The organism is Bradyrhizobium iriomotense (assembly GCF_018129405.1).
In the GTDB taxonomy this organism is placed as follows: Bacteria; Pseudomonadota; Alphaproteobacteria; order Rhizobiales; family Xanthobacteraceae; genus Bradyrhizobium; species Bradyrhizobium iriomotense_B.
This window is the reverse complement of sequence record NZ_JAFCLP010000001.1, coordinates 567849-592846: the sequence shown is the minus strand read 5'-3', so window position 1 is coordinate 592846 and position 24998 is coordinate 567849. Positions and strand designations below refer to the sequence as shown.

The window sequence follows — 24998 nt, the reverse complement described above, 5'->3', positions numbered from 1 at the left end:
ACCAAGGAGATACCCATGACCATCAGCCCCGTCATCCGCCTGCATCCCGATGATGGCGTGGTGATCGCGCGCGCGAGCCTGCCGCCGGGAACATTGGTGGCCGACGGCGTGACCACGGTCGATCGCATTCCTTCCGGCCACAAGATCGCGATCAAGCCGATCGCCGTCGGTGAGCCAGTGATCCGGTATGGCCAGATTATCGGCTTTGCGACCATTCCAATCGCGCCGGGCCAGCACGTGCACGTGCAGAACTGCGGCATGGGTGATTTCTCGAAGGACTATGCCTATTGCGCCGACGTCAAGCCGACGCCGAATTTCGATCTGCCCGCGACGTTCGAAGGCATCCGCCGCCCGGACGGCCGTGTCGCCACGCGCAACTATATCGGCATCCTCACCTCGGTGAATTGCAGCGCGCATGTCGCGAGCCTCGTCGCCGACGTCTTCAAGAAGAATCCCTTCACCGGCGCCAATCCGCTGGCCGATTTCCCCAACGTCGACGGCGTGGTCGCGCTGACCCACAAGACCGGCTGCGGCATGACGCAGAACGAGCCGCTCGCGCTGCTCCGCCGCACGCTCGGCGGCTATGCGCGGCACGTCAATTTCTCCCACGTCATCGTGCTCGGCCTCGGCTGCGAGGTGAACCAGATCGGCGGCCTGATGGAAGAGCAGAAGCTCGCCGGACGCCTGCGCGCGATGGACATCCAGGAGGTCGGCGGCACTCGCAAGACGGTGGAAGCAGGCATCGCCTTCGTGCGCGAGGCGCTCACTGACGCCAACAAGGTCAAGCGCGAGACGGTGCCGGCGAGCGAGCTCACCGTTGCCCTGCAATGCGGCGGCTCCGACGGCTATTCCGGCGTCTCGGCCAATCCGGCGCTGGGCGCTGCCAGCGATCTCGTCGTCCGTCACGGCGGCACCGTGATCCTGTCGGAGACGCCGGAGACCTACGGCGCCGAGCATCTGCTGACGCGCCGCGCCGTCAGCCGCGAGGTCGGCGAGAAGCTGGTCGATCTCATGCGCTGGTGGGACGAGTACACGACGCGCGAAGGCGCCGAGATGAACGCCAATCCGAGCCCCGGCAACAAGGCCGGCGGTCTCACCACCATTTTGGAGAAGTCACTGGGTGCGATGGCGAAGGCTGGCACCACCAATCTCGTCGAGGTGCTGCGCTATGCCGAGCCGGTGACCAAGCGCGGCTTCGTGTTCATGGACACGCCCGGCTACGATCCCGTGGCCGCGACCGGGCAGGTCGCCGGCGGCGCCAACCTCGTCTGCTTCACCACGGGCCGCGGCAGCGTGTTCGGCTGCAAGCCGGCGCCCTCGATCAAGCTCGCCACCAACACGCCCATGTACAAGCGCATGGAAGAGGACATGGACGTCAATTGCGGCACCATCCTCGAGGGCGAGGAGAGCGTCGAGCAATGTGGCCAGCGCATCTTCGACCTCATCCTCAAGACCGCCTCCGGCCAGCCGACCAAGAGCGAGAGCTTCGATTTCGGCGGCGCCGAGTTCGCGCCCTGGGTGCTGGGCGCGACGATGTAACGGTGCTGATGCACCTCGCTGCAGGATGCGGACACCTACGTAGTCATACGTAGGTGTCATATGACCGCGGGAGTCCCCGCGGTCACTCGGGATTAACATTTCGTACCGTAATCGTGAGGTGATGCGGGCTACCCTTCGAGGGCGCTGCCCTTCGACAGGATTCGTCAACGATGACGCGTGCGATACGGCCGACTGGCGTGGAAAATCTCCTCGGCGAGGAGGAGCTGATCGTCTCCAAGACCGATCTCAAGGGCCGTATCACCTACGCCAACGACGTCTTCATCCGCATGGCGAAATACTCTTACGCCGAGCTGATGGGCGCGCCCCACAGCCTGATCCGCCATCCCGACATGCCGCGCGCCGTATTCAAGCTGCTGTGGGACACGCTGCAGTCCAAGCAGGAGATCTTCGCCTACGTCGTTAATCTGGCGAAGGACGGCAGCCATTACTGGGTGTTCGCGCACGTCACGCCGACCTTCGACGAACGCGGCAATATCGTCGGCTATCACTCCAACCGCCGCAAGCCCGATCCGGCGCAGGTCGAGCGCATCAAGCCGATCTACAAGACGCTGTGCGCGGAAGAGGCGCGGCATGCCAATGCCAGGGACGGCATGCATGCGAGCTTCGAGGCGATGGTCGGGCTGCTCAAGCAACAGGGTGTCGGTTACGATGAATTTGTGCTCTCTCTCTAAGGCGCAGGGAGCGACCGCGCTCGCGTGTGTTCTTGCCGTCGTTGCATTCGGACTTTCGCCTCTCGGTGCGACCGGAATCATCGGCGGCGCGCTGCTTGGCGTGACGGTCGTGCTGCTCGGCTATGCCGTCTGGTGCCAGCATCGCACGGCGCTGGCCGTCGATGAGGTCGCCGATGTCTGCCGCAAGGCGGCGCATGGCGATCTCGAGGCGCGCATCCTGAGTGAGCGGCAGGCCGGGCGGATCGGAGCCATCCAGAAATCCGTCAACGACATGCTCGACATCACCGATGCCTTCCAGCGCGAAGCTTCGGCATCGATGGAGTATGCCAGCCGCGGCAAGTATTTCCGCAAGATCCTGGCGCGCGGACTGCCCGGCTCGTTCCGCCGTTCGGCCACCGTCATCAATTCCGGCACCGACAGCCTGGGCCGCCGCGTGGTCGAGGTCGCGGATATCGCCAAGCAGTTTGGCACGCATCTCGATCAGGTCGCGGGCACGCTGATGGGCGCTGCGACCGATCTCGAAACCGACGCAGGCCAGATGGCATCGGCGGCCGAGAAGACCAGCCGGCAGACCTCCGGCGTGCTCAGCGCGTCCGACCAGGCCTCGCGCAACGTCGCCACCGTCGCCAGCGCGGCGGAGCAGCTCGCATCGTCGATCGCCGAGATCAGCCGCCAGGTGGCCGGCTCGACCACGAGCACGGGGCGGGCGGTGAACGAAGCCAATCGCGCCGGCAGCGAGATCCGCAACCTGGCGGATGCGGCCATGCGGATCGGCGACGTCGTCAAGCTGATCAGCGAGATCGCCTCGCAGACCAACCTGCTCGCGCTGAACGCCACCATCGAGGCGGCGCGGGCAGGGGACGCCGGCCGCGGCTTTGCGGTGGTGGCCTCCGAGGTCAAGAGCCTCGCCAACCAGACCGCGAAGGCCACCGAGGAGATCAGCGCAAAGGTCGGCGAGATGCAGCAGTCGACCACCAATTCGGTTGCGGCCGTCGAGGCGATCGCGCAGACCATCGCCGAGATCAACGGCATCACGGCCAGCATTGCGGCCTCGATCGAGCAGCAGGGGGCCGCGACGCGCGAGATCGCCCGCAACGTCCAGGAAGCCTCGGCCGGCACCTCCCAGGTCTCCTCCAACGTGACAGGCATCAGCGATGCCGCCGCCGACACCGGCCGCGTCGCCACCCGCGTCAACAGCGCCTCCGAGCGCGTCCACGGCGAAGTCGAGACGCTAAGGCGCGAAGTGACGCAGTTCTTGCAGCGGCTGACCTCGGCGGCGTAGGGCTCGTGTCACCCACCGCCGTCGTCCCGGACAAGCGCGCCCCAAGGCGCGCTTGTCCGGGACGACGCGTGTGGGGAGAGCGCGGCGTAGCCACAATCTCCGTCTTCGTCCCGACGACGCCGGGACGACGGGGATACTTCCTAGGCACCCTCTGCCCGTTGTTAGTGCTTGATCGCATTGACGTCAGGTGTTCTGCTCAAAAAAGCTGCTGGAGCACCGCACCCCGTGTCGATCTACGTCGCATTACATCACGTCACGCACTACAAATACGACCGCCCGATCGATCTTGGCCCGCAGACCATCCGCCTGCGGCCGGCACCGCACACGCGCACGCCGATCCTGAGCTATTCGCTCAAGGTCACGCCGGCCAACCACTTCGTGAACTGGCAGCAGGACCCGCAAGGCAACTGGCTCGCGCGCTACGTCTTCCCGGAGAAGACCACCGAGCTGAAGTTTGAGGTCGACTTCACGGCGCAGATGACCACGGTCAACCCGTTCGACTTCTTCGTCGAGCCCTATGCCGACAGTTTTCCGTTCGACTATCCGAAGGACCTCAAGACCGAGCTCGCGCCTTATCTGGAGACCATCCAGCCTGATTCTCACTTCGCAAAATATCTGGCGTCGATCCCGCGCGAGGCGCCGAACACCGTCAACTTCCTGGTTGACCTCAATCGCGAGCTGCAGAAGAAGATCAACTACATCATCCGCATGGAGCCCGGCGTGCAGACTCCGGAGGAGACGCTCACCTCCTGCGCCGGCTCCTGCCGCGACTCCGCCTGGCTGCTGATCCAGACCTTCCGTCATCTCGGGCTCGCCGCGCGTTTCGTCTCCGGCTACCTGATCCAGATCCGTCCCGACATCGATCCGATCGAGGGCCCACCGGAAGTCGAGAACGATTTTACCGATCTGCACGCCTGGGCCGAGGTCTATCTGCCGGGCGCCGGCTGGATCGGGTTCGACGCGACCTCCGGCATGCTGGCGGGCGAGGGGCACATCCCGGTCGCCGCCACGCCGCATTATCGCTCGGCCGCGCCGATCTCCGGCGGTGCCGGCTTTGCCGAGGTCGAGTTCGCCTTCGACATGAGCGTCAGGCGCATCCGCGAGGCGCCGCGCATCACGAAGCCGTTCTCCGATGAATCCTGGGCGCGGCTCAACGATCTCGGCGAGCAGGTCGACGGCGATCTCGCCGCGCAGGACGTGCGGCTGACCATGGGCGGCGAGCCGACCTTCGTCTCGGTCGACGATCTCGAGGCGGGCGAGTGGAATACGGAGGCCGTCGGTCCCACCAAGCGGACGCTCGCCGACGATCTGATCCGCCGCCTGCGGACGCGCTTTGCATCCGGTGGCCTGCTGCATTACGGCCAGGGCAAATGGTATCCGGGCGAGAGCCTGCCGCGCTGGGCCTTCGGTCTCTACTGGCGCAAGGACGGCGTGCCGATCTGGAAGAACGCCGATCTCATCGCCAAGATCGAAAATCCGCGCCGGCCCGAGGTCAGGGACGCCGAAGCCTTCATGGAAGGCACCGCCGCGCGGCTCGGCGTCGACCTTGGCTACATCATGCCGGCCTATGAGGACCCGGCCTATTGGCTCATGAAGGAAGCCGAGCTTCCGATCAATGTCGATCCCTCCGACTCCAAATTGTCCGATGCTGAAGCGCGCGCCCGCATGGCGCGGGTGTTCGACGAGGGTCTGAACACACCGCGTGGTTTCGTGTTGCCGATCCAGCGCTGGAATGCGCCGCCGCGCTGGCGCAGCGAGCGCTGGCCCCTGCGACGCAGCCATCTGTTTCTGATGCCGGGCGATTCACCGCTCGGCCTGCGCTTGCCGATCGGCTCGCTCGGCTACGTGCCGCCCAATCAATATCCTTACATCGTCGAGCAGGATCCGATGGAGGCGCGCGGCAAGCTGCCGGTATTCACGCCGCCGGCGCGGCCGAAATCACCGCCCCGGGAAGCGCCCGAGAAGCTCAACACGTCCGTCCCGGTCCGCACCGCGATGTCGATCGAAATCCGCGACGGTGTGATTTGCGCCTTCATGCCGCCGGTCGAGCGCATCGAGGATTATCTCGAGCTGATCTCGGCGCTGGAAGACACCGCCGAGGAAATGCAGCTCCCCGTCCATGTCGAGGGCTATCCGCCGCCGTTCGATCCGCGCATCGAGGTGATCAAGGTGACGCCAGACCCCGGTGTCATCGAGATCAACATTCAGCCGGCCAGGAGCTGGCGCGATGCGGTCGAGATCACCTCTGGTCTCTATGAGGACGCGGCCAAGGTGCGCCTCGGCGCCAACCGTTTCCTGGTCGACGGCCGCCACACCGGCACCGGCGGCGGCAATCACGTCGTGGTCGGCGGCTCGAGCCCGCAGGACTCGCCATTCCTGCGTCGGCCGGATCTCCTGAAGAGCCTCGTGCTGTATTGGCAGCGGCATCCTTCGCTGTCCTACTTCTTCTCCGGCCTCTTCATCGGCCCGACCAGCCAGGCGCCGCGCATCGACGAGGCGCGTCACGACAGCATCTACGAGCTCGAGATCGCGCTCTCGCACGTGCCGCCGCCGGGCTACCAGACGCCGCTGTGGCTGGTGGACCGGCTGTTCCGGCACCTGCTCGTCGACATCACCGGCAACACCCACCGCGCCGAGATCTGCATCGACAAGCTCTATTCGCCGGAGGGGCCCACGGGGCGGCTCGGCCTGGTCGAATTCCGCGCGCTCGAAATGCCGCCCGATCCGCGCATGTCGCTGGCGCAGCAGCTCCTGATCCGCGCGCTGATCGCAAAGTTCTGGCGCGAGCCGCAATCCGGCAAGTTCGTGCGCTGGGGCACCGCGCTGCACGACCGCTTCATGCTGCCGCATTTCATCTGGGAAGATTTTCTCGACGTGCTCACCGAGCTCAAGCAGTTCGGCTATCCGTTCGAACCGGAATGGTATCTGGCCCAGCTCGAATTCCGCTTCCCCGCCTTCGGCCGGGTCCATCATGGCGGCGTGACGCTGGAATTGCGCCAGGCGCTGGAGCCGTGGCACGTCCTCGGCGAGGAGGGCTCGGCCGGCGGCACCGTGCGCTATGTCGATAGCTCGGTCGAGCGGCTCCAGGTCAAGGCCGAGGGTTTTGTGGAGGGGCGCCACATCGTCACCTGCAACGGCCGCCGCCTGCCGATGACCTCGACCGGCCGCTCGGCGGAGGCCGTGGCGGGTGTCCGCTTCAAGGCCTGGCAGCCGGCCTCCGGCCTGCACCCGACCATTCCCGTCCACGCGCCCCTGACCTTTGATCTGATCGACACCTGGAACGGCCGCTCGCTCGGCGGCTGCGTCTATCACGTCGCCCATCCCGGCGGGCGCAACTACGACACCAAGCCGGTCAACACCTATGAGGCCGAGGCGCGGCGGCTGGCGCGCTTCCAGGACCACGGCCATACCCCCGGTCCGATGCAGCCGCCGCCCGAGGAACGCACAAATGAATTTCCGCTGACCCTCGACTTGCGGACCCCGCTCCTGCAATGAGTATGATGGTGGGGGAGGGAAAGGCCCATGGGCGAGGGCGCGGCCGAAGACAACGACCAGGCGGGCTGGACACAAGCCCAGCAGCGGATCGCGCAATGGGTCCGCGACTATAGCCGCCTGCCCGGCATCCCCGACGAGTTCCTTGGGCCCGACGGTGCCCCGCGCGCGGTCTGGAGCCGCTTCTTCGACGCCTTCGGCGCGCTCGCGCCCGACGAGGTCGAGCGTCGCTTCGGCATGGCCGACCGCCATCTGCGCGAGGCCGGCGTCACCTACCGCGCCCCAGGCGACAGCGCCGACCGGCCCTGGTCGATCAGCCACCTGCCGCTGCTGATCGATGAAGCCGACTGGCAGCAGCTCTGCGCCGGCATCACCCAGCGCGCCGAGCTGCTCGAGCTCGTGCTGCGCGACATCTATGGCGAGGGACGCCTGGTTGCCGAAGGCGCGCTGCCCGCGGCGGCGATCGCCGGCAGCCCCGAATATCTCCGTCCCGTCTGCGGCGTCCCGCCGCCGGGCGGGCGCTATCTCTCGCTCTATGCCGCCGACGTCGGCCGCGGCCCCGACGGGCGCTGGTGGGTGCTCGGCGACCGCACCCAGGCGCCGTCAGGCGCGGGCTACGCGCTGGAGAACCGCCTCGTGCTGTCGCGCGCCTTCTCCGACCTCTACAAGTCGATGAACGTGCCACGCGTCGCGCCGTTCTTCGAGGCGTTCCGCGACAGTCTGCGCGCGCGCGCCGATCGCGACGAGCCGCGGATCGGCGTGCTGACGCCCGGCAGCTTCAGCGAGACCTATTTCGAGCATGCGACGCTGGCGCGCTATCTCGGCTTCCTGCTGGTCGAGGGCGACGATCTCGCCGTCAGCGACAATCGCATCCACATCCGCACCGTCGCCGGCCTAAAGCGGCTGGATGTGCTCTTGCGCCGCGTCGATTCCAACTCGCTCGATCCGCTGGAGCTCGATGCCTCCTCGCGGTTGGGGGTGCCCGGTCTGATCGATGTGCTGCGCAAGGACGGCGTCGTCGTCGCCAACATGCCGGGCTCGGGCGTCTTGGAGGCGCGGGCGCTGCTCGGCTTCCTGCCGGCGTTGAGCCGCCGCCTGCTCGGCGAAGAGCTGAAGATGCCGCATATCGCGACCTGGTGGTGCGGCCAGCGCAACGCGCGCGACGAGGTGTTGTCACGGCTCGACGAGGTGGCGATCGAAGGCGCGTACCGGCGCGGCGTGCCCGGCTTCGACTTGAGCGGTCCTGTGCTCGCGAGCGAGCTCGATGCTGGCGGCCGCCAGCGCCTGGTCGACGCCATCAGTGCGCGCGGCATGGACTATGTCGGCCAGGAGGTGGTGCGGCTCTCGACCATGCCGGTGTGGGAGCATGGCCAGATCACGCCGCGTCCCTTCGTGCTGCGCGTGTTCGCTGCCGCCACACCCGACGGCTGGGCCATCATGCCCGGCGGTTTCTGCCGGATCGCAGAGCAAGCCGATGCGCGCGCAGTGTCGATGGGCGACGGTGCGCGCGCCGCCGACGTCTGGGTCGTCTCCGACAAGCAGGTCTCGACCGCGACGCTCTTGCCCGCGACCGACAAGGTCCGCATCCGCCGCATCGCCGGCGTGCTGCCGAGCCGCGCCGCCGACAATTTGTTCTGGCTCGGCCGCTATCTCGAACGCGCCGAGGCGACGCTGCGGCTGGTGCGCGCGCTGGGCTCGCCGAGCGGGCCCAACAAAGGCACCGCGGCCTCGCTGCAATCGTCCGAACGCATCCAGCGCATGCTGGTGGCCTGGGGCGCGATTTCGCAGACCTCGCGCGCGGCGCCCGGCCGCATCGCCGCCGAGGCGCTGCAGAGCGCGGAGCGCTTCGGCTCGGCGCTGTCGCTGGTCCGCGCGGCCCAGCGCACCGCGACGTCCCTGCGCGAGCGGCTGTCGCCCGACGCCTGGCAGGTCATCACCGAGATGGCCGAGCGCCTCGCCTATGAGGTCGAGGACGACGACAGCGTGCTGAGCGCGGCCGAGCTGACCCTGCAGGAGCTGGCGAGCTTCGCCGGCCTTGCGCAGGAGAACATGAACCGGGCCGCCGGCTGGCGCTTCCTCGACATTGGCCGCCGCACCGAGCGCGCCATCAACACCACACGCTTTGCACGTCAATTTGCATATGACGAGGCCGGCGACGAGGATCTCGATATCCTGCTGACGCTGGTGGATTCCCAGATCACCTACCGCTCGCGCTATTTGCTGGCGCCGATCCTCGCCCCGGTGCGCGACCTCGCGGTGCTCGACAGCTACAATCCGCGTTCGGTGGCGTTCCAGGTCGCGACCCTGAACGAGCACATCGCGGCGCTGCCGAGCCTGAAGGAGCACGGCCTGATCGAGCAGCCGCAGCGGCTTGCGGTGGCGGTGCAGGCGATGCTGGCGACGGCGGAGGCCGAGAAGCTCGAGGTCAAGACGCTGTTCGCGCTGGAGCAGGATCTGCTCAGCCTTGCCGAGGCGATCGGGCTGCACTATTTCCCGCACGGCCCCAACGCCAGCCGGCCGGAAAAGCTGACGGGGCTGGCGTGATCTACGACATCCGTCATGTCACGACTTACGAATACGAAAGTCCGGTCAGCTTCGCCCGCTGCACGCTGCGGCTGGAGCCCAGAAGCGGCAACGGCCAGGAGCTGATCTCGCACCAGGTCGAGATCCGTCCGCGCCCCTCCGAGCGCAACGTCCGCCGCGATTTCTTCGGCACGCTGACCGAGAGCGTCGTGATCGAGGGCGCGCATCGCAATCTGCGCATCGACTCGCGCTCGCGCGTCTCCGTTTCGCGCCAGCCTCCGGCGCGCGATACGGTCAGTCCGCCCTGGGAGAGCATCCGTGACATCGCGTTTGAGGCGACCAGCCTCGGGCCGTCTTCGCCGGTCGGCTATGTCTTTGCGAGCCCCCTGGTGCCGGTGCTGCGCCCGGTCAGCGCCTATGCGGCGGAAAGCTTTCCAGCCGGCGAGGGCATCCTCAAAGGCGCGGTCGATCTCATGCGTCGCATTCGCAACCAGTTTCGTTACGACCCGAAGGCTACCGTGATCTCGACGCCGCTGAACGAGGTCTTCGACAAGCGCCACGGCGTCTGCCAGGACTTTGCCCATGTGATGATCGCAGGGCTGCGCGGGCTCGGCCTCCCGGCCGCCTATGTCAGCGGTTACTTGCGTACCATCCCGCCGCCGGGCCAGCCGCGCCTGCAGGGCGCCGACGCCACCCATGCCTGGGTCTCGCTGTGGTGCGGGGCGGAGCTGGGCTGGGTCGATTTCGACCCGACCAACGATCTTCTGGTCGCGAACGACCATATCGTGCTCGCGGTCGCACGCGACTTCTCCGACGTCTCGCCGGTCGACGGCATCATCGTCGGCTCGCCCAAGCAGAAGCTCGGCGTCGCCGTCGACGTGCTGCTGGTGGAGTGACGGCGGCCTCCGCCGTCCCGGCCGCGAAGACGATGCAGGCGCATGCGTCAGGCTGCGGTCCATTGCGCCGGACTGTCGTTCATGTCCGATAAAGCGAATTTGATTTCCGTGCCTGGCCGGAGCCATCCGACTGGTCGGCCCGGCGGCATCGCGCCGCGACCGCAACCGCGCTCTCGCAGGGCACAAGAGCAACATAATTTGCGTAATTTGGGTCCGGGATTTGGTCCCTCGGCCCAAGATGGGCTATGCTGGCTCTTGCGTCGAAGGCAACAAGGGACGTCGGGAGCTGGCGTGGGACACCACCGACAAGCGGGGCTGCATCCATGATGACGTTACCGAGACTGGCGGCTGAATCCCTGGAGAAGTTGCTGGGCTCGTTCATGCGTCGCAGGTACGACGATTCCTATGCCAGGGTGGTGGAGGCATCGACGCGCACCGCGATGGAATGCATCGGCAACAGCGATGCGCTCTATCACAACATCGAGCATACGATGCTGGTGACGCTGGCAGCCCAGGCGATCATGCTTGGCCGCAATCTGCACACGCATCTCGATGCCGAGGACTACATCCATATCCTCATCGCCTGCCTCGCCCACGATATCGGCTATGTGCGCGGCCTGTTCGCGGAGGACGACGAGGATGGCTTCCTGATCGACGAGGCCGGGACCAAGGTGTCGCTGCCGCGCGGCGCATCCGATGCCAGCCTGATGATGTACCACGTTGACCGATCGAAACTTTTCGTGCGGCGGCGGCTTCCTCCGATCCGCGGCGTGGACTCCGAGCGTGTCGCCCGCGCCATCGAGGGGACCCGCTTCCCGGCCCGTCAGGGACAGGAATATGACGACGAAGCCTCGATCCTGCGCGCCGCCGATTTCATCGGCCAGCTCGGCGATCCCAACTATCTGCGCAAGGCCAACGCGCTCTACTACGAGTTCGAGGAAGTGGGCATGAACCGGCAGCTTGGCTACGACTCGCCCGCCGACATCGTGAACCGCTATCCCCAATTCTACTGGAACAGCGTCGCCCCGCACATCCAGACCGAGATCAGCTATCTCAACAAGACCGAGATCGGCCGGCAGTGGATCGCCAATCTCTATAGCAATGTGTTCCGCGCCGAACGCGACATCTCGCTGTCCGGACCGCAGAAGTAAGGGCAGTCTTGTAGCCCGGATGAGCGCCAGCGATATCCGGGTCCGGTCGCGCAAATTCCCGGATGTCGCTTCGCTCATCCGGGCTACGACCGCGGATATCCGTGAGCCAATCATGCAACAAAAAACCATCACCACGGATGTCCTCGACATCGCCTATCTCGAATACGGCCCCGCCGACGGCTGGCCCTGCATCATGGGCCACGGCTTTCCCTACGACGTGAAAGCCTATGCCGAGGCGGCGCCGATCATCGCGCAAGCGGGCGCACGCGTGCTGGTGCCCTGGCTGCGCGGCTACGGGCCGACGCGATTTCGCTCCGCTGCAACACTGCGCTCCGGCGAGCAGGCTGCGCTGGGCGCCGATCTGCTCGCCTTCATGGATGCGCTTCACATCGAACGCGCAATCGTCGGGGGCTACGACTGGGGCGGGCGCGCGGCCTGCGTGGTTTCGGCGCTCTATCCTGAGCGCGTGGCCGGTCTCGTCTCCGGCGATTCCTACAACATCCAGAACATCGCCCGATCCATGGAGCCGGCCTCGCCGCCGGAGGAGGCGGCACTCTGGTATCAATATCTCTTCCACAACGAGCGGGGCCGCCGCGCGCTGGAGCGTAACCGGCGCGGCTTCGCGCGCCAGCTCTGGTCGATGTGGTCGCCGACATGGGCCTTTGACGATGCGACGTTCGAGAACAGCGCTGTGTCCTTCGACAATCCTGATTTCGTCGATGTCGTGATCCACTCCTATCGCCACCGCTACGCTCTGGTCGAAGGCGATCCCGCCTATGCCGGGATCGAAGAAAAGCTCGCCGCGCAACCCGCGATCCGCGTCCCGACGATCGCGATCGACGGCGACAGCGACGGCGTCAATCCCGGCACCGCGCACCACGCGCGCAAGTTCGAGGGCTTCTTCGAGCGGCGCGTGTTCGCGGGCGCCGGCCATAATCTTCCGCAGGAACGGCCGGCCGAATGGGCGCAGGCCGTGCGCGATGTGCGCGAGGCGGCCGGGCCCTGATTTTCGCGATCGCGGGAACTTTTCGCTCGTCCCGCCGTCCAATTCCTGAGTTGCGCGTCAAGCTGTCGGGAGGTGACCATGAGCGAGGACAAGAAGCCGAGCGGGCCGGATCTGACCACGGGCGTATCGCTCGCCGACTTCAAGGACGGCAAGCTGCTCGGCCATGTCGGGGACGAAGACGTCCTGCTGGTGCAGGCCGGCGGCGAGATCTTCGCGATCGAGCCCGCCTGCAGCCACTATCACGGTCCGCTCGCCGAGGGCCTCGTGGTCGGCGACACCATCCGCTGCCCCTGGCACCACGCCTGCTTCTCCCTGCGCACGGGCGAGGCCACCCGTCCGCCGGCGCTGAATGCGCTGGCGGTGTGGGAGATCATGCAGGACCAGGACAGGATTCTGGTTCAGCGCAAGCGTGAGGCGCCGACGCCGTCGGCAGCGCATCGCAGTGCGCCGACGCCCGAAAAATTCGTCATCGTCGGCGGTGGTGCCGCCGGCTTCGCTGCGGCCGAGACGCTCCGGCGTGAAGGCTTTGCCGGCGCCATCACCATGCTCAGCAATGACGGCACGATGCCGGTCGACCGGCCGAATCTCTCCAAGGATTACCTCGCCGGCAACGCGCCGGAGGATTGGCTGCCGCTGCGGGGCGAGGACTACTATCAGAGAGCCGGCATCGATCTCAGGCTCAGCACGAACGTTGCGGCGATCGATCCAAGGGCACGCAGCGTGACCCTCGGCAGTGGCGACAGCCTGCCGTTCGACCGGCTGCTGCTTGCGACCGGCGCCGAGCCGGTCAAGCTGCAGATCCCGGGTGCGGACCAGCCGCACGTCCACACCTTGCGCTCCGTCGCCGACAGCCGCGCCATCATCAAGGCCGCCGGCAGCGCGAAGCGCGCGCTGGTGATCGGTGCCAGCTTCATCGGCCTGGAAGTTGCGGCGTCCTTGCGGGCGCGCAAGCTCGACGTGCACGTGGTTGCGCCGGAGGAGCGACCGATGCAGAAGGTGCTCGGCTCCGAGATGGGCGACTTCATTCGCGCGCTGCATGAAGAGAACGGCGTCAACTTCCACCTCGAGGACACGGTGGAGAGGCTCGACGGCACCCGCGCCACACTGAAGAGCGGCGCGGTCATCGAAGCGGACCTGGTCGTGGTCGGCATCGGCGTCAGGCCGCGCCTGGCGCTGGCCGAGCAGGCGGGCCTTGCCGCCGATCGCGGCGTCAGCGTGACTGAATATCTTGAAACCAGCGTCGCCGGCATCTTCGCCGCCGGCGACATCGCGCGCTGGCCTGATCCGCATTCGCGGCACACCATCCGCGTCGAGCATTGGGTGGTGGCGGAGCGCCAGGGCCAGACCGCGGCGCGCAACATGCTCGGCAGGCGCGAACGCTTCGACGCCGTGCCGTTCTTCTGGTCCCAGCATTACGACGTTCCGATCAACTATGTCGGTCACGCAGAGAGCTTCGACGACGTCGCCATCGACGGCAGCATTTCCGGCAAGGACTGCCTGCTGAAGTACCGCAAGGGCGGCCGCGTGCTTGCGGTCGCTTCAATTTATCGCGATCTCGACAATCTCAAGGCCGAGTTCGAGATGGAGCGCTCGCGCGGATGATGCACCGCACTCGACCTTGATTTGCGTCAATGTCGCTGTCGGTACGGATGCTCTGCTGGCTGTCGTCCCGGTGCGGTGCGTGCTATTCTGGCGTGTACCCGCGGGCTTCGCATGCAGGAGTGACCGCCATGACCAGTGCTTCTGACACGTCTCCTCACCCAAGTCTCGGCTCCGGCATCGCGGCGCTGCATGCCAAATGGGGTTGGATCGTCGCGCTCGGCGTCGTCTATCTCATCGCCGGCTTTGTCGCGCTCGGCAGCATGGTGATGGCGACGGTGGCGAGCGTGATCGTGGTCGGTGCCATGATGATCGTCGCTGGCGTCACCGAGATCATCGGCGCGTTCCAGATGAAGAGCTGGGGCAAGTTTCTGATCTGGGCCTTGCTCGGCGTGCTCTACGTGATCGCGGGATTCCTGACCTTCGAGAATCCGCTGTTCGCGGCCGTCCTGCTGACGCTGTTTCTCGGCGCCTCGCTGATCGCCTCCGGCGCCGTCAGGTTGTTTCTCGCCTTCAGCATGAAGCGCGAGAGCCCGTGGGTCTGGGTGGCGCTGTCGGCCGTCATCACGCTGCTGCTTGGCCTCTTGATCCTGGCGCGCTGGCCGGTGAACAGCGTCTACATCCTCGGCCTGTTCCTCGGCATCGACCTGATCATGGCCGGTGCCGGCTGGATCAGCCTCGGCTTCAGCCTGAAGCGGCGCGGCTAAAAGTGCGAAGCGGTTTTCCGGAAAGATCATGCGCAAACAATCACCTAAAGCGCGATGACGATTCATCCAAATCTCATCGCGCTTCAGGCGTGCCGCCAGCCATCAGCAACTCGACGCAAGACCATCTTGCGGAACTCCGGTGATCTGACGCGCTGACAAAAGCAGCGCGCAGCGCGGCCGCTTCGCCGCGCGGCGATCATCATCGGGGAGACACCATGAGAGCCGCTTTGGCCCTGGTCGCAGCTTTGGCTGCCGCCTGCCTGTCCACGCCTGCACCGGCGCAAAAATCCTATGGTCCCGGCGTCAGCGACACCGAGATCAAGATCGGCAACACCATGCCCTATAGCGGGCCGGCCTCGCCGCTCAGCATCACCGGCCGGGTGATCTCCGCCTATTTCGACGAGATCAACGACAAGGGCGGCATTGGCGGCCGCAAGCTCAATCTGATCTCGCTGGATGACGCCTTCTCGCCGCCCAAGACCATGGAGGCGGCGCGGCGCCTCGTCGAGGGCGACGGCGTCGCTTTCATCTTCGCCACCATGGGCACCGCGCCGAGCTCGGCGATCGCAAAGTATCTCAACGGCAACAAGGTGCCGCAGCTCTTCCTGATCAGCTCTGCCTCGAAGTGGAACGATCCCGCCAACATGCCCTGGTCGATGGCGCTGCCCTGGGCGCCGAACTACACCAGCGAGGCCGCGATCGACGTCGCCTATGCCCGCGCCAAGAACCCGAATGCGCGGTTTGCGGTGCTCTACCAGAACGACGACGCCGGCAAGGAATATCTGCGCGGTGTCAGGGAGGCGCTCGGCGCCGATGCCGACAAGGCGATCGCGATGGCCTCGAGCTTCGAGGTCGCCGATCCGACGGTCGACTCTCAGGTGCTGACGCTCGCCAATACCAAGGCCGACGTCTTCATGATCTACTCGGTGACGCCGCGCGCCTGCGCGCAGGCGATCCGCAAGGCGCACGAGGTCGGCTGGGCGCCGACGCGCTTCCTCGCCAGCGGCTGCGCCAACAAGGCGACCGTGATGGCACCGGCCGGCCTCGAGGCCGGCAAGGGCGTGCTGTCGCTCGGCGCGCTCAAGCCGTTCGTCGAGGCGCCGAAGGACGACCCGGCGATGACGGCCTATATCGATTTCATGAAGAAGCGTCTGCCCAACGCCGATATCAACAACGTCGCCGGCCTCTACGGCTACACCGTCGCCGAGGCCCTGGTGGTACTGCTGAAGCAGTGCAAGGACAATCTGACGCGCGAGAACATCATGGCGCAGGCGGCGAACCTGAAGAACGTACCGCTGTCGCTGTTGATGCCCGGCATCACCCTCAACACCACGCCGCAGGATTTCCGCCCGATCAAGGACGGCTACATGCTGCAGTTCGACGGCAACGACTGGGTCGTGGCCAGCGAGCTGTTGCGCGGGACGTGAGGCGGCGCTCTGTCCGCGGACTCGGAATCGTAGGGTGGGCAAAGGCGCACTTGCGCCGTGCCCACCACCTATCGATGATTGTCGAGAGAACGCGTGGGCACGCTTCGCTTTGCCCACCCTACGGGACTGACGCGAGCGTCGGCGAGCGGGAGGATTAAAATGGACTTTCACCACTCCGCCCGTTCGCTGGAGCTGCAGGAGCGCGTCCGCCAGTTCATGCTTGCGCATGTCGAGCCGGTTGAGGAGCTCTATTACGAGCAGGTGAAGCCGGAGGCCACGCGTTACAGGACGCCTCAGGTGCTTCAGGACCTGAAGCGGCTGGCGCGGGAGCAGGGGCTGTGGAACCTGTTCCTGGCGGGCGAACACGGGCAAGACCCTAACAACATTGGCCTCTCCAATCTCGAATACGCGCCGGTAAAGGAGATCATGGGCCGCATCCTCTGGGCGCCTGAGGTCTTCAACTGCTCGGCCCCCGATGTCGGCAACATGGAGGTGCTCGCCAACTACGGCACGAAGGCGCAGCAGGAGCGCTGGCTGACGCCGCTGCTGGAGGGCCGCATCCGCTCCGGCTTCTCGATGACGGAGCCGCAGGTCGCCTCCAGCGATGCCACCAACATCCAGTGCGAGATCAAACGCGACGGCGGCGATTACGTCATCAACGGACGAAAGTGGTTCACCTCGGGCGCGATGAACGAGGATTGCGAGATCCTGATCGTGATGGGCAAGACCGCGCCCGACCATCCCGATCGTCATCGCCAGCAATCCATGATCCTGGTGCCCAGAAATACACCCGGGGTGCGCATCGTCCGTGACATGCTCACCTACGGCTACGATGACGCCCCGGTCGGTCATCCCGAGATCGTCTACGACAACGTCCGCGTGCCCGCCGAGAACATCCTGCTCGGCGAAGGCCGCGGCTTCGAGATCGCACAAGGCCGGCTCGGGCCCGGCCGCATCCATCACTGCATGCGGCTGATCGGCTGCGCCCAGCGGGCGCTGGAATTGATGTGCCGGCGATCGGTCTCGCGCGTCGTCTTCGGCAAGCCGCTGGCCGAGCAGGGCTCGGTGCGCGAGGACATCGCAAACTCCTTCTGCGAAATCGCGCAGGCGCGGCTGCTCACCCTGCAGGCCGCCGACAAGATGGACCGCGAAGGCAACAAGGCCGCGCGCGATTTGATCGCGGCCGCCAAGATCGTGGTCCCCAGCATGGCTGCCCGCGTGATCGACCGCGCCATCCAGATCCACGGCGCCGCCGGTGTCTCGCAGGACACGTTCCTCGCGCGTGCTTACGTCTACGCCCGTTTCATCCGCATCGGCGACGGGCCGGACCAGGTGCATCTGGCGGCCTTGGGGAAGGAACTGATCAGGCGCGGCGGGGTGATGGCGGGGTAGAGGTGTTGTCCCCGTGCCAGGATGTGCATTCATGGGTGTGCGCCTGGAGGAATGCAGTAGATGAGGGTAAGGAATTGTGCACTTCGGGTTGCGACCAAACTCGGACATAGGGACGCAGCTTCGGACATTCGATTAGTTGCCCACTCACACTAGCTGTCTCGCCGCAAAGTGCTAGGCTTTGGACTTGACGGGCCTTTCCTCCGCGGTGCTCAATGAGACGACGCGAGTTCATGGGGCTGATCGGCAGCGCGGCAGCGACGTGGCCGTTCGGGGCGCGTGCGCAGCAACCGGTAAGGTGGCGCTACAGGGTCGGCTATCTCGCGAGCGCGTCGCGGGAGCAAACACTTCGCAATGTTGGAGCCTTCGAAGCGGGCCTGCGGAGCCTTGGCTACCGAGCTGGCGAGAATGTCGTGATCGAGTACCGCTTTGCCGACGGAGACATGGGGCGGCTGGCCGCACTTGCCACAGAGGTGGTCGGGCTCGGCGTGGACGTCATCGTGTCCGGGACCAATGCGACCACGGTTGCGGCCATGAAGGCGACCCGGACGATCCCGATCGTGATGGCCAACAGTGCTGAGCCGGTCAGTGCCGGGCTTGTCGCTAGTCTGGCGCGCCCGGGTGGCAATGTCACTGGGTTCAGCTCGGAGCCCGGCGATGAGATCAACGGCAAGCGGCTCGAATTTCTGAAGGACACTCTGCCGAACCTCTCGCGTGTGGGCATTCTGTGGAATCCGGACTTTGCGCCCAATCAAGACCGGCTGGCGTCGTTGCGGGAAGCTGCCCAAGCGCTGGGGTTGACGCTTGTCCCGGCCGAGGCGCGCGGCCCGGACATGCTTGAACAAGCGTTCGCGACCATGGTGAGGGAACGCGCGCAGGTGCTCGTCGTGCTGAGCGATGGAGTGCTGTTCAACCATCGCGGCCTGATTGGCGTGATGGCCGTCAGAAACCGGCTGCCAGCAATCTCTGCCGTGAGGGAATACGCGGAAGCGGGCTTCCTCTTGAGCTACGGGACTGACTTGCCAGATCAGTTTCGCCGGTCTGCGGCCCTTGTCGACAAGATTCTCAAGGGGGCGAAACCTGGCGATCTGCCGGTCGAACGGCCGACCAAGTACGAACTTGTCATAAACCTCCAGACCGCCAAAGCACTCGGCATCAACATGCCACCGACCGTGCTGACGCGCGCCGATGTGGTGATCGAGTAGGCACTCTGACGCCGCTTATTGGCCCTTCGCGCCAGTCGGTGCGGCGCTGCAACCTGTCGGGGGCCGCGGGCGAACCGGAATTGTCGTGATCAGGCGCGGGCCGGCGCGATTGATTCCTGGCGAACCTGCCAGGAGCGGTGCCCATATGCTAATAGTCTGAGGGTAGCGAGGATTTGCGAGCCATCTCCAGTGCTTCGGGGCGAGACATGCGGCGGCGACAATTCATTGCAATGGCGCTTGGTGCAGCGGTGTGGCCCTTGGAAGGAGCGGCACAACCGACATCGAGGGTACCACGCATCGGATTTCTTGGTCTGGGGCAGGCCGCAGACTGGAGGGATCAGATCGGAGCTTTGCGCATGGGGCTGAAGCGCTTCGGGTACTTGGAAGGGCGCAACTTACTGGTGGAGTTTCGATGGGCCGCTGATGTTTCTGAGCTGCGTGAATTTGCGGAGCAACTATCGCGTTTGAATGTGGACATAATCATTGCCCCTGCATCGACTCAAGTTGAGCCAGCGCTCCAGGCCACGAAAACGATTCCCATCGTGTTTGCACAGCACGCCGATCCGGTTGGTATTGGACACGTGGCAAGTCTTGCGCGGCCAGGCGGCAATGTAACTGGTGTGTCGATGGTGCTCACTGAAATGTCTGCCAAAGGACTGGAGATTCTCGCCGAAGCGATACCTGGCCCACCGCGAGTGGGTGTCATGTGGAATTCCACGACGCCAACCCACGTGCGCGTAGTATCCGCGCTTGAAGAAACAGCCGCGCGCAAAAGCATTACGTTGGTCGGCGCACCAATCAGAACAGCTGATGATTTTGTTCGAGCCTTTGACCTGATGGTGAGTGAGAAAGTCAATTCGGTGCTCGTGCCATCGTCCCCGGTCACAAACACCCGCCGGCGCGCTCTTGCGGAGTTAGGCATCAAATACCAATTGCCGACGATGTTCGCAAATAGAGCCAACGTGGAGGCGGGCGGACTCATGAGCTATGGCCCAAATTTCAATGACATGTATCGGTATGTCGCCTTCTACATCGACAAGATATTGAAGGGAGCAAAGCCGGGCGACCTTCCAGTGGAACAGGCTTCGAAATACGAATTCGTCCTGAATATCGCGACGGCACGCGCCATAAGAATTGAGCTGCCGTCGATCCTCGTTGCTCGTGCCGACGAGGTGATCGAATGATTTCGGGCCGGGCTTTTGACCCAACTGGGACCCAATCATCGAACGGCGGAGCTTAAACGGTAGCCGACTGCCGCTCGTTCATCGCCTCGGTGGCGCGCACCCGGTCGCCGGGGTCTTGGCGAATATTCATCGCGACGGCTGTTCCGAGTGTTTTGGCGACTTGCCACTTTTTGGAGGGCTTGCCGCGCCGGTTCGGTTCGGCAACACTGCTCGTATTTCAAGTAATTGTTTTTAAGGGGGGCCTTCATGCCCGAGACATTGGAAAGCCTGTTGTGGTGTGCCGCGCTGGCGACGTGGCTGATGCTTCTCTTCAGGATCATGAGTGAGCGCTTGAAGCCTCTCTCGAAACGCCTCGGCCATCTGCTCGGGGTTGCTTTCAGGCTAAGAGCGAAGTGATGCGGTAACGGCCTTTCTTCAAGGCCACATCGTGTTGCCTGACGCACTCGCAGCTCTGCGAGCGGCGAAGACGCTTGCGCCGCGATTCCAGGCAAGTTCGGTAGGGTTATCGGCTGCACACCAGGGAAGATGCTGAAACGAACGCCGCTGCTAGCCCAGTCTCCGATCGAGGGAGAACCGGCCCGCCCCGGTGACGAAGATCAGCAGAGCGCCGCCCATGATCGTTATGTTCTTCAGGAAATGATTGTACTGCCCGATCTGTTGCGCTCCGGCGGGATATTCCCAGTAGCGGTGTCCGATTGCGGTCGCCGACAATACGAACAGAAACATCACGATTGCGCAGTAGCGCGTGCCAACGCCGAGGATCAGACAAGCCGACATCACTATTTCCAGCGCGACGGTGAAGGTTGTGAACAGCACGGGCGCGGGAACGTTCAGCGACCGGAAATAGCCGACTGAGCCACTGAAGTTGGTAAGCGCGCCGTACGCGCTGCCGACGAAGACCCAGGCCAGCAGGATGCGGCCGACCAGGATCAGCAGGTCGGCATTGCCGGTGGCGAACTTGTCGATCGCAGATGTAGCCCAGGGGGAGCGAAATAACATGGTGGCTGCCTTATCGCTGAGGACGGCACCTGAATGTCGATGATCCTATCACGATCGGCGAACCGCATGAAGGGCGCCGGGCGGGTGCATGATGCGCTGCAGCGCCTCCCTTTGCTTTTGCTTGTGAGAGCGCGAGCTGTCGACGACTTCGCAGGCCGGGTCCGCGTCGTCACTCCGTCTTGGCGAGGCGGCCGTCCGCAATCCTCGGAGCGAAGCGACGGGAACTCCGGCGCTTGAGCCGTGAAGCAATATTGTTTCAGATTATTGTAGGACAATAGTAACGACTATCGATTGAAAGTAGCGCCTCCTGCACCTTGCGGGTTTACGCAAATTGAATGAGAGCAGGCCGCTTCCGCGCGACGAGAGGGCTTTTGCCGACGTCGGAGGGAGCGGTCAGCCCTGGAATATGCCTGGAAGCAGCTACGGCATGAATCAGCGTTGGATTATCGTGGCCGCGATCCTCCTGACGGCCCTGCTCGTTCAAATACCGGTCGTTCTCAACCCGGATTTGGGCTGCCTGCTTTCTGAAGGAGAGCAAATTCTGGATGGCCGGAGGTTGGGGGTCGATCTCTTCGAACTGAATCCGCCGCTATCGATCTACCTGTACATGCCGGCGGCGCAGCTTGCGCGATGGACCGGCATTGCGCCCGAGATCATCGTGATCGTCCTGGTGATGATCGAGATCATCGGCTCGCTTGTCGTGATCGATCGCGCCGCGGCGTCGGCGAAGCTGGGTGCCGAAGAGCGAAGTATATGGACATGCCTGCTCGCTTTCTTGTTCGCAGTCCTCCCCGGCGCCGTATTCGGGCAACGTGAACACATAGCCGTCATCGCACTGACTCCCCTTGTCGCCGTCACTGCCATTCGCTGGCGTCGCTTTTCCCCCGGACCGGTCGCAGTCCTGGCAGGATTGAGTGCCGGGCTGGCCATCAGCATCAAGCCGCAGCTTGCTCTCGTGGCAGGCCTTCCGATCATCCTTTGCGCCATTCACCAACGTTCCCTCAGGCCGTTGTTCACCCCTGAAGCGTGTGCAGCCGCCGCTGTCGTCATCGGTTATGGGGCGGTGCTCGTTGTCATCTTTCCCGATTATCTGTTGACCCATGCCCCGATGGTCGCTGCCGCCTATCTGCCAATGAGGAGGGATTTAGCGGGCCTGCTTCCTTTCCCGATCGTCGTGATAACTGCTTCCATTATGTTTCTGCGCCAGGTTGCTCCGCAAGGCCTCAGAATGGGAGGCGACGCAACCCCGTGGCTGGCAGCGGCCATTGGCGGAGCCGCGAGTTTCGTTCTCCAAGGCAAGGGCTGGACCTACACGCTGTATGCGCTTTGCGTGTTCGCGATTGCCGCACCGTTGCTGCATGTTCGCACCAGGACGTTGCCGGCGTCGGTCAGGATCGGCGGTTTTGCCGGCGTTGTGCTCATCGGATTCTGCTTGTCCTTGTCGGTCCGCGAGTTTCCGCCGCTGGAGCCGCACATTCAGGCACTTGCAAAGCATCCGAGGCTGCTCGCGATGACCGATCACATCGCGCTGGGGCATCCGCTCGTCCGCCAGATCGATGGGACCTGGGTGGGCAGTTCGTGTGCCCAGCTGCTGACGGCCGGTGCAATCTTGGCCCAGAGCAGCTCACAGCCAACCCGGGTAGAGCGAGCAAGACTCGACGGCATCATCCATTTCGAGCGGCGGCAGTTGTTGGCAGACCTGCGAAACGGTCGACCTGACGTGATTCTCGTGGATACCTATCTGCAGAGTTCGGTCCCGTTCGATTGGCTGGCTTGGGCCAATGCAGATCCCGAACTCGAAATGGAGTTGCGTCGATATCGTGAAGTCGAAGATGTCGGCCGTGTTCGAATATTCGTCGACCGATCGAGACCGGAGCGACAATCCACTCTTGCTCGGCGCATCGAGGGCGGGGAAGGTGCGCAGTAGCGCCCAATCGCCATGATGAGGTGATTGAATAGGCGGTCCCGGAAAGAGTTTTCTGCGACCAAGTCCGGGCTTTTGACGGACGCGGGCTCCGCGATGGAGATTTCCCTTACACGGCTAGAGCCACGATGGTCGGGGCTGCTTCCGCTTGTGGCTCGAAGGCGAAGGTCAGCAGTCGAAGCCAGCCGGCGGGCGCATGATGCGCTGCAGCGCCTCCCGTTGCTTATGTGTGAGCGTGAGCGGCCGACGACTTTACAGGCCGCGTCCGCGTCGAGGCGACCGTCCTGCAATCCCCGGAGCGAAGCGACGGGAGCTCCGGCGCTTCGGCCGTGAAGCAATATTGTTTCAGATTATTGTAGGACAATAGTAACGACTAGTGATTGAGAGTGGCGCTGTCTGCATCTTGCCGGTTTATGCAGGTTGATAGAGAGCAGGCCGCTTCCGCGCGACGGGAGCGCTTTTGCCGAGTCGGAGGAGGCGGTCAGCCCTGGACTATGCCTGGAAGCAGCTACGGCATGAAGCAGCGTTGGATTATCGTGGCCGCGATCCTCCTGACGGCCTTGCTTGTTCAAATACCGGTCGTTCTTAACGCGGATTTGGGCTGCCTGCTGACTGAAGGCGAGAAAGTTCTGGATGGCGGCAAGCTTGGGGTCGACGTCTTCGAGCTGAATCCGCCGCTATCGGTCTACCTGTACATGCCGGCAACGATGCTGGCGCGAATAACCGGCATTGCGCCCGAGATCATCGTGATCATCCTGGTGATGATCGAGATCGTTGGCGCGCTTCTTGTGATCGATGGCGCCGCTGCGACGGCAAAGTTCGGAGCTGAAGAGAGACGTATTTCAACCTGCCTGCTCGCGTTTCTGCTCGCAATTTTTCCGAGCGCCGTATTCGGACAACGTGAACACATAGCCGTCATTGCATTGACCCCTTTTGTCGCCGTCACTGCGATCCGCTGGCGCGGTCTTGCTCCCGGACCGGTTGCGGTCCTGGCAGGACTGGGTGCCGGGCTGGCCATGAGCATCAAGCCCCACCTTGCTCTCGTGGCAGGCCTTCCCATCGTCCTCAGCGCCTTCCGCCAACGTTCTCTCAGGCCCTTGTTCACTGCCGAAGCGTGTGCGGCCGCTGCTGTCGTCATCGGCTACGGGGCGGTGCTGGTCATCGTCTTTCCCGCTTATCTTTTTACCTATGCCCCGATGGTCACCGCCGCCTATCTGCCGTTGAGGCTGGATTTGGACGGTTTGCTTCCTTTCCCGATCATCATGATAGCGGCTTCCATCGCGTTTCTGCGCCTGTTGGCTCCGCAGGACTTCAAATTGGGCGGCGACGCGACCCCGTGGCTCGCCGCAGCGGTTGGCGGAGCCGCGAGTTTCGTTCTCCAGGGCAAGGGCTGGACATACACGGCATTTGCGCTTTGCATGTTTGCGATTGCCGCGCCGTTGCTGCATGTTCGCACAAAGACGTTGCGGCTGCCGGTCACAATCTGCGGTCTTGCTGCCATTGTGTATCTCGGGTCCTGCTTGTCGCTGCAGATCCGGCCGTTTCCGCCGTTGGAGGGGCGTATCCAGGCTCTTGCAAAGCCCCCGCGGCTGATCACGATTGGCGATCACGTCGCTCTGGGGCATCCGCTCGTTCGTCAGATCAATGGGACCTGGGTCGGCAACTCCTGTGTGCAACTGTTGGCGGCCGGCGCGATACTGCAACAGAAGAGCTCGCAGCTCGCTCAAGGCGAGCGGGCAAAACTCGACGGCATCGTCAATTTCGAGCGGCGGCAGTTGCTGGCGGACCTGCGAAGCGGTCGTCCGGATGTGATCCTCGTGGATACCTATCTGCTGAGTTCGGTCCCGTTCGATTGGCTGGCCTGGGCCAATTCGGATCCCGAGCTCAAGGTGGAACTGAGCCATTATCGTGAAGTCGAGGATGCCGGCGGCCGCGTTCGAATATTGCAGCGAGCCCGCCGCTGACCTGGGAGCGGTGGAGGCG

General features: G+C 64.5%; 17 protein-coding genes. 16 read left to right on the top strand and 1 reads right to left on the bottom strand.

From position 1 onward, the window contains the following. Positions 1-15: 15 nt before the first annotated feature. From JQ592_RS02470 to JQ592_RS02405, 14 genes are all read left to right on the top strand, one after another. Complete coding sequence (locus JQ592_RS02470; RefSeq protein WP_211401321.1) at positions 16-1539, top strand: UxaA family hydrolase; 1524 nt, start codon at positions 16-18, stop codon at positions 1537-1539. A 170-nt stretch (positions 1540-1709) separates the two neighbouring features. Beyond that, positions 1710-2231 (top strand): PAS domain-containing protein, encoded by a 522-nt coding sequence (locus JQ592_RS02465; RefSeq protein WP_130368229.1) that lies wholly within the window; start codon positions 1710-1712, stop codon positions 2229-2231. Next, positions 2209-3513, top strand: coding sequence for a methyl-accepting chemotaxis protein (locus tag JQ592_RS02460; protein WP_211401320.1), 1305 nt, complete (start codon positions 2209-2211; stop codon positions 3511-3513). Before JQ592_RS02465 ends, JQ592_RS02460 begins: the two co-directional genes overlap by 23 nt. A gap of 225 nt (positions 3514-3738) precedes the next feature. Next, complete coding sequence (locus JQ592_RS02455; protein ID WP_211401319.1) at positions 3739-7008, top strand: DUF2126 domain-containing protein; 3270 nt, start codon at positions 3739-3741, stop codon at positions 7006-7008. 27 nt (positions 7009-7035) lie between these two features. Further along, a complete protein-coding gene (locus tag JQ592_RS02450; protein ID WP_211401318.1) occupies positions 7036-9549 on the top strand; it encodes a circularly permuted type 2 ATP-grasp protein in 2514 nt (837 codons plus the stop codon). Next, positions 9546-10424 (top strand): transglutaminase family protein, encoded by an 879-nt coding sequence (locus JQ592_RS02445; RefSeq protein WP_211401317.1) that lies wholly within the window; start codon positions 9546-9548, stop codon positions 10422-10424. Before JQ592_RS02450 ends, JQ592_RS02445 begins: the two co-directional genes overlap by 4 nt. Positions 10425-10747: 323 nt before the next feature. Further along, positions 10748-11575: an HD domain-containing protein gene (locus JQ592_RS02440; RefSeq protein WP_211401316.1), complete on the top strand. Its 828-nt coding sequence runs from the start codon at positions 10748-10750 to the stop codon at positions 11573-11575. A gap of 112 nt (positions 11576-11687) precedes the next feature. Continuing rightward, on the top strand, positions 11688-12581 hold the full coding sequence (locus tag JQ592_RS02435) for an alpha/beta fold hydrolase (RefSeq protein WP_211401315.1): 894 nt from the start codon (positions 11688-11690) through the stop codon (positions 12579-12581). Between the two features lie 78 nt (positions 12582-12659). Beyond that, on the top strand, positions 12660-14183 hold the full coding sequence (locus JQ592_RS02430; protein ID WP_211401314.1) for an FAD-dependent oxidoreductase: 1524 nt from the start codon (positions 12660-12662) through the stop codon (positions 14181-14183). A gap of 128 nt (positions 14184-14311) precedes the next feature. Continuing rightward, positions 14312-14887, top strand: coding sequence for an HdeD family acid-resistance protein (locus JQ592_RS02425; protein WP_211401313.1), 576 nt, complete (start codon positions 14312-14314; stop codon positions 14885-14887). 215 nt (positions 14888-15102) lie between these two features. After that, positions 15103-16314, top strand: a complete 1212-nt coding sequence (locus tag JQ592_RS02420; RefSeq protein ID WP_211401312.1) for an ABC transporter substrate-binding protein — start codon at positions 15103-15105, stop codon at positions 16312-16314. A gap of 159 nt (positions 16315-16473) precedes the next feature. Next, the gene (locus JQ592_RS02415) at positions 16474-17706 is read left to right on the top strand and encodes an acyl-CoA dehydrogenase family protein (protein WP_211401311.1); all 1233 of its coding nucleotides are present in this window, start codon (positions 16474-16476) and stop codon (positions 17704-17706) included. A 230-nt stretch (positions 17707-17936) separates the two neighbouring features. Then, complete coding sequence (locus JQ592_RS02410; protein WP_211401310.1) at positions 17937-18908, top strand: ABC transporter substrate-binding protein; 972 nt, start codon at positions 17937-17939, stop codon at positions 18906-18908. A gap of 356 nt (positions 18909-19264) precedes the next feature. Then, positions 19265-20092, top strand: coding sequence for an ABC transporter substrate-binding protein (locus JQ592_RS02405; RefSeq protein WP_211401309.1), 828 nt, complete (start codon positions 19265-19267; stop codon positions 20090-20092). Positions 20093-20638: 546 nt separating this feature from the next. On the opposite strand, the gene JQ592_RS02400 is transcribed toward JQ592_RS02405, so the two are convergent. Beyond that, positions 20639-21091 (bottom strand): DoxX family protein, encoded by a 453-nt coding sequence (locus JQ592_RS02400; RefSeq protein ID WP_211401308.1) that lies wholly within the window; start codon positions 21089-21091, stop codon positions 20639-20641. A gap of 427 nt (positions 21092-21518) precedes the next feature. Between JQ592_RS02400 and JQ592_RS02395 the strand changes: the two genes are divergently transcribed. Both JQ592_RS02395 and JQ592_RS02390 read left to right on the top strand, forming a co-directional pair. Next, positions 21519-23018, top strand: coding sequence for a hypothetical protein (locus tag JQ592_RS02395; RefSeq protein WP_211401307.1), 1500 nt, complete (start codon positions 21519-21521; stop codon positions 23016-23018). A gap of 512 nt (positions 23019-23530) precedes the next feature. Then, entirely contained in the window at positions 23531-24979 is a 1449-nt protein-coding gene (locus JQ592_RS02390) for a hypothetical protein (protein WP_211401306.1), read from the top strand. Positions 24980-24998: the final 19 nt, after the last annotated feature.